13 protein-coding genes are annotated in these 16,178 nt (G+C 42.5%); 8 read left to right on the forward strand and 5 right to left on the reverse strand.

Annotation, left to right across the window (positions count from 1 at the left end; translation table 11 throughout):
- Positions 1-565 precede the first annotated feature (565 nt).
- The 7 genes from ilvG to can all read left to right on the forward strand — a co-directional run bounded on the left by ilvG (position 566) and on the right by can (position 9,017).
- Entirely contained in the window at positions 566-2,215 is a 1,650-nt protein-coding gene (ilvG, locus tag A7968_RS14685; protein WP_064667330.1) for an acetolactate synthase 2 catalytic subunit, read from the forward strand.
- Positions 2,212-2,454, forward strand: a complete 243-nt coding sequence (gene ilvM / locus A7968_RS14690; RefSeq protein WP_064667331.1) for an acetolactate synthase 2 small subunit — start codon at positions 2,212-2,214, stop codon at positions 2,452-2,454. Before ilvG ends, ilvM begins: the two co-directional genes overlap by 4 nt.
- 111 nt (positions 2,455-2,565) lie before the next feature.
- On the forward strand, positions 2,566-4,422 hold the full coding sequence (gene ilvD, locus A7968_RS14695; RefSeq protein ID WP_064667332.1) for a dihydroxy-acid dehydratase: 1,857 nt from the start codon (positions 2,566-2,568) through the stop codon (positions 4,420-4,422).
- 2 nt (positions 4,423-4,424) lie between these two features.
- Positions 4,425-5,975 (forward strand): threonine ammonia-lyase, biosynthetic, encoded by a 1,551-nt coding sequence (gene ilvA / locus A7968_RS14700; protein ID WP_064667333.1) that lies wholly within the window; start codon positions 4,425-4,427, stop codon positions 5,973-5,975.
- A gap of 166 nt (positions 5,976-6,141) precedes the next feature.
- Entirely contained in the window at positions 6,142-7,128 is a 987-nt protein-coding gene (locus tag A7968_RS14705) for an ABC transporter substrate-binding protein (RefSeq protein WP_064667334.1), read from the forward strand.
- Between the two features lie 33 nt (positions 7,129-7,161).
- On the forward strand, positions 7,162-8,355 hold the full coding sequence (locus A7968_RS14710; RefSeq protein WP_064667335.1) for a methyltransferase: 1,194 nt from the start codon (positions 7,162-7,164) through the stop codon (positions 8,353-8,355).
- Positions 8,355-9,017, forward strand: a complete 663-nt coding sequence (can, locus tag A7968_RS14715; RefSeq protein ID WP_064667336.1) for a carbonate dehydratase — start codon at positions 8,355-8,357, stop codon at positions 9,015-9,017. Before A7968_RS14710 ends, can begins: the two co-directional genes overlap by 1 nt.
- A gap of 60 nt (positions 9,018-9,077) precedes the next feature.
- Here can and A7968_RS14720 read toward each other — a convergent pair whose 3' ends face one another.
- The 4 genes from A7968_RS14720 to ubiK form a co-directional block, all read right to left on the reverse strand.
- Positions 9,078-9,878: a helix-turn-helix transcriptional regulator gene (locus A7968_RS14720; protein ID WP_064667337.1), complete on the reverse strand. Its 801-nt coding sequence runs from the start codon at positions 9,876-9,878 to the stop codon at positions 9,078-9,080.
- A gap of 14 nt (positions 9,879-9,892) precedes the next feature.
- Complete coding sequence (gene map, locus A7968_RS14725) at positions 9,893-10,678, reverse strand: type I methionyl aminopeptidase (protein ID WP_064667338.1); 786 nt, start codon at positions 10,676-10,678, stop codon at positions 9,893-9,895.
- A complete protein-coding gene (locus A7968_RS14730; RefSeq protein WP_064667339.1) occupies positions 10,671-10,877 on the reverse strand; it encodes a ParD-like family protein in 207 nt (68 codons plus the stop codon). The genes map and A7968_RS14730 overlap by 8 nt, the downstream gene beginning before the upstream one ends.
- 128 nt (positions 10,878-11,005) lie before the next feature.
- Positions 11,006-11,275: a ubiquinone biosynthesis accessory factor UbiK gene (gene ubiK, locus A7968_RS14735; RefSeq protein ID WP_064667340.1), complete on the reverse strand. Its 270-nt coding sequence runs from the start codon at positions 11,273-11,275 to the stop codon at positions 11,006-11,008.
- Between the two features lie 112 nt (positions 11,276-11,387).
- Here ubiK and rep point away from each other — a divergent pair, with 112 nt between their 5' ends.
- Positions 11,388-13,406: a DNA helicase Rep gene (gene rep, locus A7968_RS14740; RefSeq protein WP_064667341.1), complete on the forward strand. Its 2,019-nt coding sequence runs from the start codon at positions 11,388-11,390 to the stop codon at positions 13,404-13,406.
- A gap of 12 nt (positions 13,407-13,418) precedes the next feature.
- On the opposite strand, the gene A7968_RS14745 is transcribed toward rep, so the two are convergent.
- Positions 13,419-15,992 carry a diguanylate cyclase domain-containing protein gene (locus A7968_RS14745; RefSeq protein ID WP_064667342.1) on the reverse strand — a complete coding sequence of 858 codons (2,574 nt, stop codon included), beginning with the start codon at positions 15,990-15,992 and terminating at the stop codon, positions 13,419-13,421.
- Positions 15,993-16,178 lie beyond the last annotated feature (186 nt).

Consider the following 16,178-nt stretch of genomic DNA (forward strand, 5'->3'; position numbering starts at 1 on the left):
ATTAACAACTCATATCTAACTTAGTGGCCAGATGATATGAGCCGAAACTTAAGAAATACTGAAGAGTAACTAGGCATTTCCTGAGTGGTGCCATTTAAATAGAATAATTTATTGCGAGTTCGTTAAAAATTAATCAAACCGCTATTTGGTTATAACGAGGTATGAAATATCAATTGTTTCGCATATGAGAAAAATTAATCTATTTGTGTGGTTATGTTGGATTTTTATGCCTTTAAAGGCTGGTGTTTATATGAAAATTGGATTGATTTTAAGGTTGACTTAATCCCCTCATCGCGGTACTAATAGAAAAAGACAGCGAGGGAAGTAAATAACCCTCACGCGAACAAACAAATTTTTGGTATTGATTACATGCTTACAAATGCACTAAACCTAGTCCTAATTAACGTCGTGGTGATTATTATTACCGCGGGGGCTTGTTAGTGCTTTAAAAAAGAGAAGCATTGAAAAAGCCCCCCGCACTTAACAGTCCGGGGGGCTTTTTAGTTTCAGGGTTTAGAATGAGTTATTAAGTTTAGATATGTCACTGAGGAATGAGGATTTATTAATGACAGGCGCAGAGTTAACGATTGATTTATTAGCCAAACACGGCGTAAATGAAGTTTTTGGTTACCCAGGTGGGGCCATCATGCCAATTTACGATGCGCTGTATGGTGCGCCAGTTAAGCACTACCTCACTCGTCATGAGCAAGGTGCAGGATTTGCGGCGGTTGGCTTTGCGCGTAGCACCGGTAAATTAGGAGTCTGTTTTGCAACATCAGGGCCTGGTGCGACTAACTTAATCACCGCACTTGCTGATGCGATGATGGACTCAGTACCATTACTGGCGATCACCGGGCAAGTACCTACTGCAGCAATCGGCTCTGACGCGTTTCAAGAAATCGATGTACTAGGCATGTCATTGTCGTGTACTAAACACAGTTATATGGTTGAACGTCCTGAAGATTTAGCCGAAATCCTACAAGAAGCCATGCACTTGGCGCAAAGTGGCCGTCCGGGTCCTGTTTTAGTTGATATTCCAAAAGACATTCAAATGGCGCAAGTGCCTTTTCATCCTTGGCTTGCAGCTGACGATTACTTACCTCAGTTAGATTTAAATCAAGTCGCCATTGCTAATCAGTTATTAAGTGAAGCGAAACGCCCAGTGGCTTATGTTGGTGGCGGTGTACAAGCGGCCGATGCCCAACAGCAGTTAATGCAGTTTTTAGATAAAACGCAAATGCCAGCAGTATCAACATTAAAAGCGTTAGGCAGTGTATTACCTGATTACGAATACAATTTAGGCATGCTGGGCATGCATGGCGGCCAAGCTGCAAATTTAGCGGTACAAGAATGTGATGTACTAGTATGTATAGGTGCCCGCTTTGACGACCGGGTAACGGGTAACTTAAGTAAGTTTGCAGCCAAAGCAAAAGTAATTCATTTAGATATCGATGCAGCAGAGGTAGGTAAACGTAAACCGGCTAAAGCTTCGTTGATTGCAGACTTAAAAAGTTCATTACCTCAGCTTGAGTGTTTTGTTACTGAGCAAGCTTGGTTAGCGCATACCAAAGCGATGATGACTGAGCATGCATGGCGTTATGATTACCCTGGTGAAAAAGTATTTGCACCGTATTTATTAAATCAGCTTAGCCAACGTATGCCGAAAAATGGCGTGGTTTGTTGTGATGTAGGCCAACACCAAATGTGGGTAGCGCAGCATATGAAGTTTAGCCACCCAAGCAATCATTTAAGTAGCGGTGGTGCGGGCACTATGGGCTTTGGTTTGCCTGCGGCGATAGGTGCACAAGTTGCGAGACCAAATGATTTTGTGATCACGGTTTCAGGTGATGGCTCAATCATGATGAATATTCAAGAATTAGCGACGATTCGTCGTAACAATTTACCGGTAAAAATATTAATTTTAGATAACCAGCGTTTGGGTATGGTTCGCCAATGGCAAGAATTGTTTTTTGAAGGGCGTTATTCTGAAACTGATTTATCGGATAACCCAGACTTTGTGCAATTAGCCGCGGTGTTTGGAATACCTGGGCAAGCAATTACTCATGCAAACCAAGTTGATGATGCTATCACTGCATTGGTTAACAGTACCGGTCCTTATATAGTACATGCATGTATAGATGATAAAGAAAACGTATGGCCATTAGTACCACCGGGTGCTGCCAATGATGAAATGATGACGGAGAGTGCAAAATGAAACACAGCTTAACAGTTGCTTTAAAAAATCAAAGTGTTGCCGTGGAGCGCTTTTTACGCGTAGTTCGTCATCGCGGTTTTGATTTAACCCATTTTCAACTGAATATGGATGATGGCCAGTACCAAGTAGCTATGACAGTCGATAGTGATAAACCGATTCATTTATTAACTACACAGCTTAATAAGCTGGTGGATGTTAGGCATATCACATTAGAGAATTTACACCAGCAAGCAATGTAGTTTGCTGTAGCAACTAAATCAACAGGGCTATTGGGATTTCCCTTTAGCGATAAAAATTTAAGAATGAGGATGTCAGCGGTTTATTAATCGCTGCAAAATACTGAGGTAACTATGGCTAAATTAAGAAGTGCAACTACAACTGAAGGTCGAAAGCGCGCAGGTGCTCGTGCATTATGGCGTGCAACAGGGATGACAGATACTGATTTTGGTAAACCAATTATTGCGGTTGTAAACTCGTTCACACAATTTGTACCGGGGCATGTGCATCTTAATCAACTTAGTGAGCTCATGGCTGAAACCATCACCGAAGCCGGTGGTGTGCCAAAAGAATTTAATACCATCGCCATTGATGATGGCATTGCGATGGGCCACGGCGGCATGTTGTATTCATTACCATCGCGCGACTTAATCGCCGACTCGGTTGAATACATGGTTAATGGTCACTGCGCCGATGCGATGATCTGTATTTCTAACTGCGATAAAATCACCCCTGGGATGATGCTTGCGGCACTACGTTTAGATATTCCAGTGATCTTTGTGTCAGGCGGCCCGATGGAAGCAGGTAAAACTAAGCTTGCCAATATCGATATCAAACTTGATTTAGTCGATGCAATGGTAAAAGGTGCAGATGAGTCGGTAAGTGATGCTGATTCAGAGCAAGTTGAACGCTCAGCATGCCCAACCTGTGGTTCATGTTCTGGTATGTTTACCGCCAATTCAATGAACTGTTTATTAGAGGCAATTGGCCTAGCACTACCGGGTAACGGTACTACGCTTGCTACTCATAAAGACCGCAAACAGTTGTATGTTGAAGCCGGTGCACGCATTGTTGATTTATGTCGTGAGTATTACCAAAAAGATAATAAAGACGTACTACCACGCGCCATTGCCAATAAAACAGCCTTTATGAATGCCATGGTCGTTGATATTGCTATGGGTGGCTCGTCAAATACCGTATTGCATTTACTTGCAGCTGCGCAAGAAGCCGGTGTTGATTTTGATATGTCGCACATTGATGCGTTATCTCGTAAAACACCGTTCCTGTGTAAAGTAGCGCCTGCAACTGCGCAATACCATATTGAAGATGTACACCGTGCTGGTGGCATGATGGCGATTATACGCGAACTGGGTAAAGCGGGCTTAGTTGATATGTCGGTAAACCATGTTGCCGGTATGACGATGGCTGAGCTGGTTAAAAAATGGGATGCTACTGATCCAAACAACGAAGCTGCACAAACGTTTTATCGTGCAGGCCCTGCAGGCATTCGTACCACCAAAGCAATGAGTCAATCGTGCCGTTGGGATGAAGGCGACAATGACCGTGAAAATGGCTGTATCCGAAGCGTTGAACATGCATTTCGCCAAGATGGTGGCTTAGCGGTATTATCGGGCAACTTAGCGGTTGATGGCTGTATTGTAAAAAGTGCGGGTGTAGTTGATGAAATGCTACACTTTGAAGGCACCGCCGTGGTGTATGAATCGCAAGATGATTCAGTTGAAGGTATCTTAAATGATGAAGTAAAAGCCGGTGACATCGTGGTTATTCGCTACGAAGGCCCTAAAGGCGGCCCGGGTATGCAAGAAATGCTTTACCCAACCAGTTACTTAAAATCAAAAGGCTTGGCTGAAAAATGTGCCTTGATCACCGATGGTCGCTTCTCGGGTGGTACGTCAGGTTTATCAATTGGTCACGTCTCACCTGAAGCTGCCAGCGGCGGCGCCATTGCCTATGTTGAAAACGGCGATAAAATTATTATCGACATTGCCACTCGTGAAATTACGTTAGCACTAACAGATGATGAGCTTGAAGCACGTAAGCAAAAGCAGCTAGCCCGTGGTAAGCAAGCGTATAAACCGCTTAACCGTGAGCGTTATGTGTCATCTGCGCTAAAAGCGTATGCGCTACTTGCAACTAGTGCAGATAAAGGCGCGGTTCGCGATCTAGCCAAACTGGAGGAGCTTAGCTAATTATGGTTTCTCAAGAGCTCGATTATTTTCGCGCTATTATCCAAGCCAATATGGAACCACTGGCAAAAGTGACTGAGGTTAGCGAAATGGCTGAACTCAGTGCACGCCTTGGTAATCAAGTGTGGTTAAAGCGTGAAGATCAGCAGCCCGTTTATTCATTTAAGTTACGGGGTGCGTATAACAAACTGGCTAAGTTACCAAAAGGTTCTGTGGTGATAACCGCATCTGCTGGTAATCATGCCCAAGGCGTGGCGCTAAGCGCCTCACATTTAGGTCATCAAGCGACTATCGTCATGCCGGTCACTACACCTGAAATAAAAGTCAGTGCAGTACGTGCACTCGGTGGTGAGGTGGTATTACATGGCCATCATTTTGATGCCGCTAAAGCGCATGCACTAGAACTGACTGAACAGCGCAATGGCGTATTTGTACCACCCTTTGATGACCCAGATGTGATTGTAGGTCAAGGCACTGTTGCTCGTGAACTAATGCAGCAACTTAACCAGCTCGATGCGGTATTTATTCCGGTTGGCGGCGGCGGTTTACTCGCTGGTATGGCGGTCTATATCAAGTCATTACGCCCCGATATTAAAGTGATTGGCGTAGAAGCAGACGAAAGCGCCTGCTTACAAGCAGCCCTTGAAGCGGGTAAACCGGTTGAGCTGGAGCGGGTTGGCAGCTTTGCGGATGGTGTTGCGGTAAAGATTATCGGTAAAGAAACCTTTCGCTTAGCGCAAAAATTTTGTGACGAAGTGGTCACGGTCACAGGCGATGAAATTTGTGCTGCGATGCAAGATATCTTTGTTTCAACCCGTGCTATAGCTGAGCCTTCTGGTGCGCTTGCAACCGCAGGACTGAAAAAATGGAGCCAACAAAGTGGCCTGAAAGGGCTGCATTTAGCGGCAGTTTTATCAGGTGCTAATTTAAACTTTGACCGTTTACGTTATGTGGCAGAGCGTACTGCGCTGGGTGAGAAAAACGAAGCCCTGTTTGCGGTCACTATTAACGAAGAAAAAGGTAGCTTTAAGCAGTTTTGTGCTTCGTTAGGTGGCCGTGCAATCACAGAGTTTAATTATCGCTATGCAGGCCCTGGTGAAGCACAGATTTTTGTTGGTATTGCGCTGCGCCAAGGTCAGCAAGAGTTAGATGAGCTCAAAGCCGATTTAACCACTAATGGTTATCAATTTTGTGATTTGTCTGATAACGAACTGGCTAAGCTACACGTGCGATATATGGTCGGTGGCAAAGCGCCAGAGCAGCTTCATGAACGGTTATTACGCTTTGAGTTTCCTGAATACCCAGGCGCACTCGCGCGCTTTTTAGATACCTTAGGCAGCAATTGGAATATTACGTTATTCCATTATCGCAACCATGGTGGTTCGATGGGCAATGTATTAGCTGGGTTTGCGATTGAGGCAAATCAGTATGAGGTATTTAACGAGCACTTAAATCGTTTGGGCTATAGCGTACAAGATGAAACACATAATCCGTGTTTTACCCAATTTTTAACGACCCAAAGCCCTATTGATAGGGCTAAAGCGGCTAATAATTAAATATATCCAAAGCACCTCAATTGAGGTGCTTTTTTCATTGCTTTAGTAAATTCAATATATTATCTATAGTTATAGCAAACTTATAAACTATTCAGAGTGTACATTGAGATTTAAAGGACTAAAACTAGGGTTATGCCTTGTATTTGCAGTGCTTTGTAAACAAAGTATGGCAATTACCGACGTCACCTTACAATTAAAGTGGACGCATCAATTTCAATTTGCTGGTTATTATATGGCTCAGCAACAAGGCTTTTATCAAGACGCCGGATTAAACGTTACTATTTTACCCGCAGATCCTGACAATCCAGATACCTTTTCTAAAGTGCTGGCGGGGCAAGCTCAGTTTGGAGTGGGGCATTCTGGTATTTTACAGCAGCGTATTGCCGGTAAACCACTGGTGGCAATGGCGGCTATTTTACAGTTTTCACCTTATTGTTGGATGGTCAAAAAAAGCTCTGATATTTTTCATCCTCGAGATTTTGCTAATAAGCGCATCAGCAGCATTAGCCGTAAAGAAAATGCCGAGTTACTAGTGATGCTAGAGCGAAGTGGTGTTCACACGGATAATTTGACAGCCTATGGCAGTGATACTAGCAGCGCTGATTGGTTAACAGGAACTATTGATGCGATGCAAGTATATGTTACTAACGAACCGTATATGATGCGCGAGCAAGGTATAGATCATCGGCTTATTTGCCCACAGAAATACGGCATCAATGTTTATAGTGATATTCTTTATACCACTGAAAATATGCTCGCTCAGCAGCCACAAACCGTGGAGGCTTTCTATCAGGCCAGTTTAAAAGGTTGGCGTTACGCTATGATGCACATGGACGAAGCCATTGCTTTGACTCAGCATGATTACGCACCGCAAAAAAGCTTTGCTCAGCTTGGCTATGAAGCCGAGGTACTAAGTGATTATATTCTACCGGCCGGAACCAATTTAGGCGCCATGTCGATAGCTAAATGGCGATTGATTGCAGGTTTATACGCAATTGAACAAAGTGCCTTTAATCAAGCGCAAGCTGGTTTTATTTATCATTATGCTGAACCAGAAGAGATTAAAATGTCATGGATGCTCATTAGTGCAATTATTATTAGTTTATTATCCATTCCACTTTATTTGCGCTTGATGCTAAGAAAAAGCGTATAATGGCGAAACGCATTTGACCATCGCCAAAATCCCATGAGCCTTGCTGAGCAGTTTACAGCCCTAGATAACTTATTACACCGCACTCGCCAATATTGGCAGTGCACCGCATTCGATTTTGATCAACTACCTTGGCCTGAATTAGAGCAAGCCTTAGCGGCTTTGAGCGACCAGCAAGTTGCACAGCTCGATAGTGAACAGCATCTGCTGTATCAATTTTTTAGCCCGTATATTGCTGAAGTAAATAATTTAGCCGCTTTATGTGAGTTACCTCAAACCATTGCGACGCGTATTGAATATCCATTTTGGATCAGCAACGGCATTAAGGGTCGCAAGTTCACCCAACTACAAGACTTTGTCGGTGCGCTGGGTGAAGAATCAAACTTACCAGTATTAGAATGGTGTGCCGGGAAAGGCCACTTGGGGCGCATGTTGGCATTTAATCGTGCACCTAGCGTTCACAGTATCGAGTTACAACAACATCTCTGTGAGCAGGGTCAGCAAAGTGCTCAGCAACAAGGACTGGCTATGCGCTTTAGCCAAGCCGATGTGCTAAAAGATGATGTTGCTAAGTACTTTCAACAAACACAACATGCGGTCGCACTGCATGCTTGTGGTGCACTGCATCAAGCCTTTATGAGTAATGCTGTTAGTGCACAAACAGAAAAGATTAGTTTATCGCCATGTTGTTATCACTTGTTTACTGACAATGACTATCAAGCGATGAGTGCAGTTGCGCAGCACAGTAAGCTCAAGTTAACACACCGTGATTTAAAATTGGCATTGCAAGAGACCGTAACGGCCCCCTCTCGGGTTGATAAAGTACGTAAAACCGAAGTGCAATGGCGGCTGGGTTTTGATGCACTGCGCAAAACCCTCACTGGCGAATCACACTATGTCAGCGTGCCCTCTGTTAACAAAGCAATCTTTTCAGATTCATTTAAAGCTTTTTGTGCATGGGCTGCAGATAAAAAGGCCTTGGAAATACCACAAGATATTGATTATGATTACTTTTTGACTAAAGGGGAAATGCGCAAAAAAGTAACTGAGCGTATTGAACTGGTCCGTCATGTGTTTAGAAGGGCAATAGAAGTTTGGCTTGTGCTCGATCGTGCTTTATATTTGCAACAACAAGGTTATCAAGTCAATGTGCAGACGTTTTGTGAAAAGCAATTAACACCGCGCAATATTTTGATCCAAGCTACCGTCAAAGATAGAAAAGAGATGTAATGAGAAAATTAAAAAATTTATTCGAAAATAATAAACGTTGGGCTGAGCGCACGTGTAAAGATGATCCAGAATTTTTTAAAATTCTGTCAATGCAACAAAACCCAGAATATCTATGGATTGGTTGTTCAGATTCTCGCGTACCGGCCAATGAAATCGTTGATTTAATGCCAGGTGAGCTGTTTGTTCACCGTAACGTGGCGAATGTAGTGGTTCATACTGACCACAACTGTTTATCAGTGATGCAGTACGCTGTTGAAGTGTTAAAAGTAAAGCATATTATGGTTGTGGGTCACTATGGCTGTGGTGGTGTGCAAGCGGTCTTAAATGATGCTAAATTTGGCCTGATCGATAACTGGTTGCGTCATGTTGGTGATGTAAAAGAAAAATACATTGCAAAAATAGATGCTCTAGCAGAGAAAGATCGCCTTAATAGCTTGATTGAGCTTAATGTCATTGAGCAAGTGCGCAATGTGTGTCGTACCAATATTGTGCAAGAAGCATGGCAACGTGGTCAAGAGTTGACTATTCATGGCTGGGTATACGGTTTAGCTAACGGTCACTTAAATGATCTAGAATCAGTGGTGACGTGTGCCGATGAAGTAACTGATACTTACAAGAGTGCAGCCCTAAAAGTATTTGATCGCTACGTTGGAGAAAAGTAGTCGATTATTTTGTTAGTGAACTAGCATGAGCACAAAAGACGATGCTAGTTTGCTAGGCATTCAGAGCTGATTTGCTGCTTTTCGGTTACGATACTGCTGCGGTGTTTCGAAGGTAAAACGATGAAATGCGTGACAAAAGTGAGCGTGATCATAATATCCACATTGTAATGCAATAGCGGTCACTGGTATTTGGCTCTCAGCGAGCAGACTACGTGCGGTTTTTAGTCGATAAAACTGCTGTAGTCGAGCAGGACTCACCCCCGCTTCTTTTTTTAAGCGACGCTCAAGCGTTCGCCGTGTTAGCCCAAGCTTTTTACTGACAACGGTTGTAGAGTTATTAAGCTGAATAAGTTGCTTGATGACTTTTAGTGTACTGTTTTTGGCTAATTGCTGACCCATCGCTTGATTAAGTAACCATTGTTCAAGTAAGTACAGTTGGCTCATTAATGGACTATTTTGCATCTTTTCAACACATGCCAGTAAACTGCTATACCAACGTGGAGTGAAATCGTGGCCTAGCAGGTAATTCACTTCTGTTAACTCGTGTAAGGTTATGCCTAATAAGTGATAAGCCCCTGAAGGTGCGAAGCGAACACTCAGCAAAGTATCTAAGGTACTGAAAGTGTGTGCCTGAGTATGACGATTAAAGGCAAATGTAATTACCGGCGTTGTTTGGCTGAAATCAATGGTGAGGCTTGCACCGGCATCTGGGTAAAGTTTTTCCTTAAATAGCTGTGCGGTTTGCGTATTTTGCGAACCAATTTTCCAATAGCATTGCACCCAATCAGCTAAGCGCTGATCAGGTGAAAACTTTTGAAACTGCAAATGAGGTAATGGATCATTTAACAATAAAATGGCCATACATTTAACCTTGTTTAGGTTGTGAGCATCGCGCTTTCTTCGGCGCGTAAAGTGAGCACTTCATAGCCATCAGCGGTGACGGCAATAGTATGCTCCCACTGAGCAGAGAGCTTTTTATCTCGGGTAACCACAGTCCAACCATCGGGTTTGGTTTTTATTTTTGCCGCACCTTGGTTGATCATAGGTTCAATGGTAAAGGTCATGCCTGTTTTGAGTTCAACCCCAGTATTGCGCTTACCATAGTGCAAAACTTGTGGCTCTTCATGCATTTGCTCGCCAATACCATGGCCACAATATTCACGCACCACGCTGTAACCGTTACTGTGAGCAAAGTTTGCTATAGCATTGCCAATATCGCCGAGTCGTACTCCAGGCTTCACCATTTTTATGCCTTGCCACATCGCTTCATAGGTTTTATCAACCAAGCGTTTAGCCAGCGGTGAAACCTCACCAAGCATATACATTTTGCTGGAATCGGCAATGTAACCATTTTTCTCAAGCGTAATATCGATATTAACAATATCGCCTGATTTTAATATTCGCTTAGGATCTGGAAACCCATGGCAGACTACTTCATTAACTGAACTGTTTAATACATAAGGATAATCGTATTGGCCTTTACTAGCTGGGCGTGAGGCGAGTTCATCAACAATATAGCGCTCAACTAAATCATTAATTTCCATAGTGGTGATACCGATTTTTACTTGCTCGTCTAAATAGGCAAACACTTGTGCAAGTAATCGGCCTGACTCACGCATTAAAGCGATTTGTTCAGGGGTTTTGATAATGATTTCACTCATGAATAGGCTCTCCAACTTGCACATCTGCTTGTGAGAGTTGTTGTTTAATGATTTCGGCGTAAGTCATGGTTGGGTTAAGCTCGGCTAACATGCCAATTTTTATCCAGTATTCAGATTGCGAATTGATTGAACGCACCATAGTGGTACTGGCTTTGCGTATTTCTTCGTGGAGTTGGTCGCTAATTTTTACGATACCCATAACACTGCCTATATATAAAACGTATATGAATCGTATATTCATCTGGCTATGAATGCAAGTTAGCGTTGTCGCAGGCAATAAAAAAGGCAGCTAATTTAGCTGCCTTCTAATGATATATGTGTAATCACTTATTGTGCATCATCGCCATTGTTAGCAACCAGCTGTTGCTCAAGTAGCGCGATTTTAGCTTCAAGCTCAGTGAGCTTTTCACGGGTACGTATAAGCACTTGGCTTTGTACATCAAACTCTTCGCGGCTGACAAAGTCCATCTCAGCAAGCTTGTTTTGAATCGCCTGTTTGGTTTTTGCTTCAAACGTATCTGCAAGGTTTTTAACGCCTTGTGGCATATTACTTGAAATCTGTTTGGCTATTTCTTCAATCTTTGCTGGGTTGATCATGTTCGTCCCTTACTGTCGCTAAAATGATAATAGCTAATATTACCTTATTGGCTAGGCGTATTGTAGTGATTACGTTAAAATTGCCCGTCTTTATGCAATCTCTTTGGTCGATATGAAACTCAATCCTAAACAAGATGAAGCGGTAAAATATATTAGTGGCCCATGCCTAGTATTAGCAGGGGCGGGCTCAGGTAAAACCCGTGTAATTACTAATAAAATCGCTTACTTAGTACAGAAATGTGAGTATCAAGCTCGTAATATCGCTGCTGTTACCTTTACCAATAAAGCCGCAAAAGAGATGCGTGAACGGGTAATGCAAACCTTAGGTAAGCAAGAATCAAAAGGTCTGTGGGTTTCTACGTTTCATACCCTAGGGCTGGAGATCATTAAAAAAGAGCTTAAAACACTGGGCTTTAAAGCTGGTTTTTCACTGTTTGATGATCAAGACACCAACCAATTATTGGCTGATCTAACAGAAGACGAGCTTAAAAAAGACAAAGATCTGCTTAACCTGTTAAAAATGCAAATCGGCAGTTGGAAGAATGAGCTGATTTTGCCTGAGCAAGCGATCCGCGAAGCCCGTGAGCCACAGAAAGCGTTATTTGCACAGTTATATGCCCGTTATCAAACCCAGCTACGTGCTTATAATGCTCTGGATTTTGATGATCTGATCATGATCCCAACAATATTACTCACCACTAATGCCACCTCTCGTGAGCGTTGGCAGCAACGGTTTCGCTATTTGCTGGTGGATGAATATCAAGATACCAATACCAGCCAATATCAATTAGTTAAGTTGCTTGTGGGTGAGCGAGCTCGCTTTACTGTGGTAGGTGATGACGACCAATCAATTTATTCATGGCGCGGCGCACGACCACAAAACTTAGTGTTGTTGAGTAAAGATTTTCCGGGCCTGCGACTAATTAAGCTGGAGCAAAACTACCGCAGTGCTGGGCGTATTCTAAAAGCGGCCAATATTTTGATCGCCAACAACCCCCATGAATTCGAGAAAAAGCTATTCAGCGAACTTGGTTATGGTGAGCCGATCAAAGTGATTGGCTGTCGCGATGAAGAGCACGAGTCAGAGCGCGTAGTCGCAGAGATCATCTCGCATAAATTTATGAAGCGTACTAGCTATAAAGATTACGCTATTTTGTACCGTGGTAATCATCAAGCGCGTGGTTTTGAAAAATCATTAATGAGTAATCGTATTCCTTATAAAATAAGTGGCGGTACCTCGTTTTTCTCTCGCTCTGAAATTAAAGACATCATGGCGTATTTACGCTTATTAGTGAATCAAGATGATGATAACGCGTTCTTGCGTATTGTTAATACACCGCGCCGTGAGATTGGCACCGTGACCCTTGAAAAGCTGGGGACTTTAGCGAATGAAAAACATGCCAGTTTATTTGCCACTTGCTTTGATAATGACTTAGGTTATCGCTTAAAAGGGCGTGGCTTAAATTCGTTGGCAGGCTTTGCCCGTTGGGTGGTTGAGCTGTCAGATAATGCGGTACGTGGCGACACCCTTGAAGCGGTAAAAGACTTAGTAAGGCAAATCAATTATGAAGCCTATTTATATGAGTCATCGCCCAGCGCTAAAGCCGCAGAAATGCGCATGAAGAATGTGTCTGAGTTATATCGCTGGATCACCGATATGCTTACTGGGGATGCTGATAATCCACCACTCACGCTCGCCGAAGTGGTCAGCAAACTTACCCTGCGTGACATGCTTGAGCGCAACGAGGAAGAAGATGAAGCCGATGCCGTGCAATTACTCACGTTACACGCATCGAAAGGCTTGGAATACCCTTATGTGTTTATGGTTGGTATGGAAGAGGGCCTATTGCCGCATCAAGTGAGTATTGATGAAGAAAACGTTGATGAAGAGCGTCGCTTGGCTTATGTAGGTATTACCCGCGCGCAGCAAGAGTTGACCATGACCTATGCGAAAATTCGTCGCCAATTTGGTGAAACCTCACAAACCGAGTTAAGCCGATTTGTACAAGAGCTACCGCAAGATGATTTGGCTTTTGAAAATAAAAAAGCGCCAAACACCCAAGCTGAACGGATGGAAAAAGGCCAAGCGAGGGTTGCTAATCTTCGTGCGATGTTGAAAAAGCCAGAGTAACTGGCTTGTGGCTTAATTTAATAGTTGCTCGACTGTGGAGTCTACTGACTTGGCAGAGGTGTTATTTAGCGCATGCTGCTTGCCAATAAATAACAATAAACCATGAGTGTCGAGCAAGGATCTAAAGTTGAGAATTGATGGGCCTTTTGCGATTACTTTAACCTGTTTTATTTTAGTAATTGCAAGTACACCTTGCAGTTGTAAATCAAAGCTTTTTTGTTGTAATACCCGTTTGCTAAACGTAGAGCTAAGTAGTAAATAATCAAAGTTAAGCTCGCAAAGTAAATTAAGTTCACAACGATCTTTGGCAAAATCATTTAAACCAATCGAGTAACCTCGCTCATTGAGTATTTTTAAATTACTAATTTGTACCGCTGAAGCGTAGCGGATCTCTTGCTCATTAAATAATAAACAAATTTGTTTTTTTATATTGTGGCTTTGCATTGTTTGGCATAACGCTTGAAACTCTATTTTTTCGAGTAACAAACCAGAGCAAGGAAACAACACCTTGTCCAATTGTGCGGTGTGGATCTGTTGGCAGGCCTTCGTTAGTAACTGCAATTCAACTTCGAGCTGTTGTGCTTTATCAGCGGCAAATTTCTTTAATACTTCAAAACTGGTGCTACCAAGTACCGGGTGTTCACCAAATGCTTCCAGTAATGACTCGGGTTGATGTTGCTCGTCAAGAGTGATGATTTCAGAGCAGCGAAAGTGCATTGGTAACGAGTCTAAATGATGGCTGGTCTCTAATTCATAAGGGCTGGTACCGGCGCTGAGTAATGGGTGATAAAACTCAAAGCGGCTACGGCCTGCATTTTTTGCATAATACATAGCAGCATCAGCGTCACGGATAATTTCATCGGTATGTTTATAGCTTGTTTTAGAGTAGGTGATACCTACGCTGGCACCGCTTTGTACACAAATTCCTTTCATACAAAATGGCTTTTTCATTAATTCAATTAAGCGTTTAGCCACATCTTCAGCTTGCTGACGATCGGTTAAGTGGGTTAATAGAATAACAAATTCATCGCCCCCTAAGCGCGCCAGTAAATCATGCTCACGGATACACTGCGAAAATGACTCACTAACACCAATTAAAAATTGATCACCTGCTTGGTGCCCTAGTTGATCATTAATATCCTTAAACTTATCTAAATCGATAAACAGTACCGCAAACTGTTGTTCCGGGTAGCGTTGGTAATGTTGTAAGGTTTTTTCTAGTTGCGTTAAAAATAAACTGCGATTAGGTAACCCTGTTAGCGGATCATGATGAGCATCGTGATATAGCTGTTGCTCGATTTTTTTCCGCTCTTCAATTTGCATTTGTAAATGCATATTGGTTTGACGAATTTCTTTGGTTTTTTCAGCAACCCGGTGTTCTAACTGTTGGTGACTTTGTTTTAAGGCTTGTGCGGCTAAATGAGCTTGTAAAACGGTGGCAATCTGATGCGAAACAAAGGTGATCAGTTCAAAATCGTCTTGATCAAAAACATGGTTATTATTATATGCTTGGCAGGTAATTAGACCAATAACACCTTGCGCTGTTTTCAGTGGTGCACCTAACCAACTGGTAGCTGAGTGTAAGTCAGCGCAGTTATCTGGGCGTTCTACTTCGCCAGACTTACGTAGTTTATCTGCCCGGGCTGAGTCTATTAATTGGGTTTGCTCGGTACGTAATACCAGCTCACTGTAGCCTTTAGCGAAAGGGCGTGGCTTGGTATTTTCGTTAAATTCATCCACACAATAAGGGAAGTTTAACCAACCGGTTTCTTTATCGTACAGGGCTATATAGAGGTTTTTAGCATAAGTTATTGATTTTATTATTTCGTGTACTTGTTGGTAAACTTCATCAATGTGCTTTGTTTGCGTTGCTAACTCTGAGATTTTAAACAGAATATGCTGCCGTGCTAAGGTTTTTTTATGTTGCTCTACTTCAAGATTAAGTGCTTCATTACTTTGTGTTAAGGCACGGGTCCTAATTTTTACTTCTGACTCTAGTAGTTCGCGTTTTTTTACCCGCTCAATCGCTGTCGATAAATATAACGACATTACTTCTAGAAGCTCAATTTGTTGCTCAGAATAACACTGCTCTTTATCGTAACTTTGGGCAGCTAATACACCAATAATACTTTGCTCTCGGTATACCGGTACACCCACCCAATGTTCCGCTGGTGTGCCAAGTAGCTTAAATAATCCTTTATCTGCGGCGGCTTGCATCTCTTCACCCTGGAAATAGGTGGTTTTGCCTTGTTTAAACACATAGCCAGTAACGCCTTGGATAAAGTTGTGATCTTGATTAAGGGGTACTGAAATACCATCTTTTTCATCAGCAAAGTAAGATAGTTCGAGCGTGTTACTAAATTGATTCAATAGCACCACGTAAAAGCTTTTACTGGGAACGTAATCTTGCAAAATATCGTGAATAGCGGGGTAAAGTAGCGTTAATTCGGCAACAGAGCTGGCCTGCTCTGATAATTGTATCAGGGCATTTTGTAAGTGGTGTGATTGCTTATACTTTTGGACTAAAGCTTTTAAACGATTATTTTTATGCTCTAGCTTATGTAATAAGGCCGCTATATCTTCCAATGACAGTAACCGATTTTTATTATTGTATATTTATTGGACTTATATTTTCACTTTTTCGGCTAATCGTCAAGCGGACAATAGTATTAGAAAAGCATAATAATAAATAATGATAAAGGTAGGGGGTTGCTTATTTCAATAATAAAAAAGGCTGATTAAAATCAGCCTTTATAAAAATGTAGTACAGTA

It is taken from the genome of Pseudoalteromonas prydzensis (assembly GCF_001661495.1).
Taxonomy (GTDB): Bacteria; Pseudomonadota; Gammaproteobacteria; order Enterobacterales; family Alteromonadaceae; genus Pseudoalteromonas; species Pseudoalteromonas prydzensis.

What these genes read in the sequence shown, in the direction of transcription:
- rep (WP_064667341.1), top strand. Translation starts at nt 11,388, where the DNA reads ATGAAACTCAATCCTAAACAAGATGAAGCGGTAAAATATATTAGTGGC.
- map (WP_064667338.1), bottom strand. Translation starts at nt 10,678, where the DNA reads ATGAGTGAAATCATTATCAAAACCCCTGAACAAATCGCTTTAATGCGT.
- ilvD (WP_064667332.1), top strand. Translation starts at nt 2,566, where the DNA reads ATGGCTAAATTAAGAAGTGCAACTACAACTGAAGGTCGAAAGCGCGCA.
- A7968_RS14710 (WP_064667335.1), top strand. Translation starts at nt 7,162, where the DNA reads ATGAGCCTTGCTGAGCAGTTTACAGCCCTAGATAACTTATTACACCGC.
- A7968_RS14720 (WP_064667337.1), bottom strand. Translation starts at nt 9,878, where the DNA reads ATGGCCATTTTATTGTTAAATGATCCATTACCTCATTTGCAGTTTCAA.
- can (WP_064667336.1), top strand. Translation starts at nt 8,355, where the DNA reads ATGAGAAAATTAAAAAATTTATTCGAAAATAATAAACGTTGGGCTGAG.
- A7968_RS14730 (WP_064667339.1), bottom strand. Translation starts at nt 10,877, where the DNA reads ATGGGTATCGTAAAAATTAGCGACCAACTCCACGAAGAAATACGCAAA.
- ilvG (WP_064667330.1), top strand. Translation starts at nt 566, where the DNA reads ATGACAGGCGCAGAGTTAACGATTGATTTATTAGCCAAACACGGCGTA.
- A7968_RS14705 (WP_064667334.1), top strand. Translation starts at nt 6,142, where the DNA reads ATGGCAATTACCGACGTCACCTTACAATTAAAGTGGACGCATCAATTT.
- ubiK (WP_064667340.1), bottom strand. Translation starts at nt 11,275, where the DNA reads ATGATCAACCCAGCAAAGATTGAAGAAATAGCCAAACAGATTTCAAGT.
- ilvM (WP_064667331.1), top strand. Translation starts at nt 2,212, where the DNA reads ATGAAACACAGCTTAACAGTTGCTTTAAAAAATCAAAGTGTTGCCGTG.
- ilvA (WP_064667333.1), top strand. Translation starts at nt 4,425, where the DNA reads ATGGTTTCTCAAGAGCTCGATTATTTTCGCGCTATTATCCAAGCCAAT.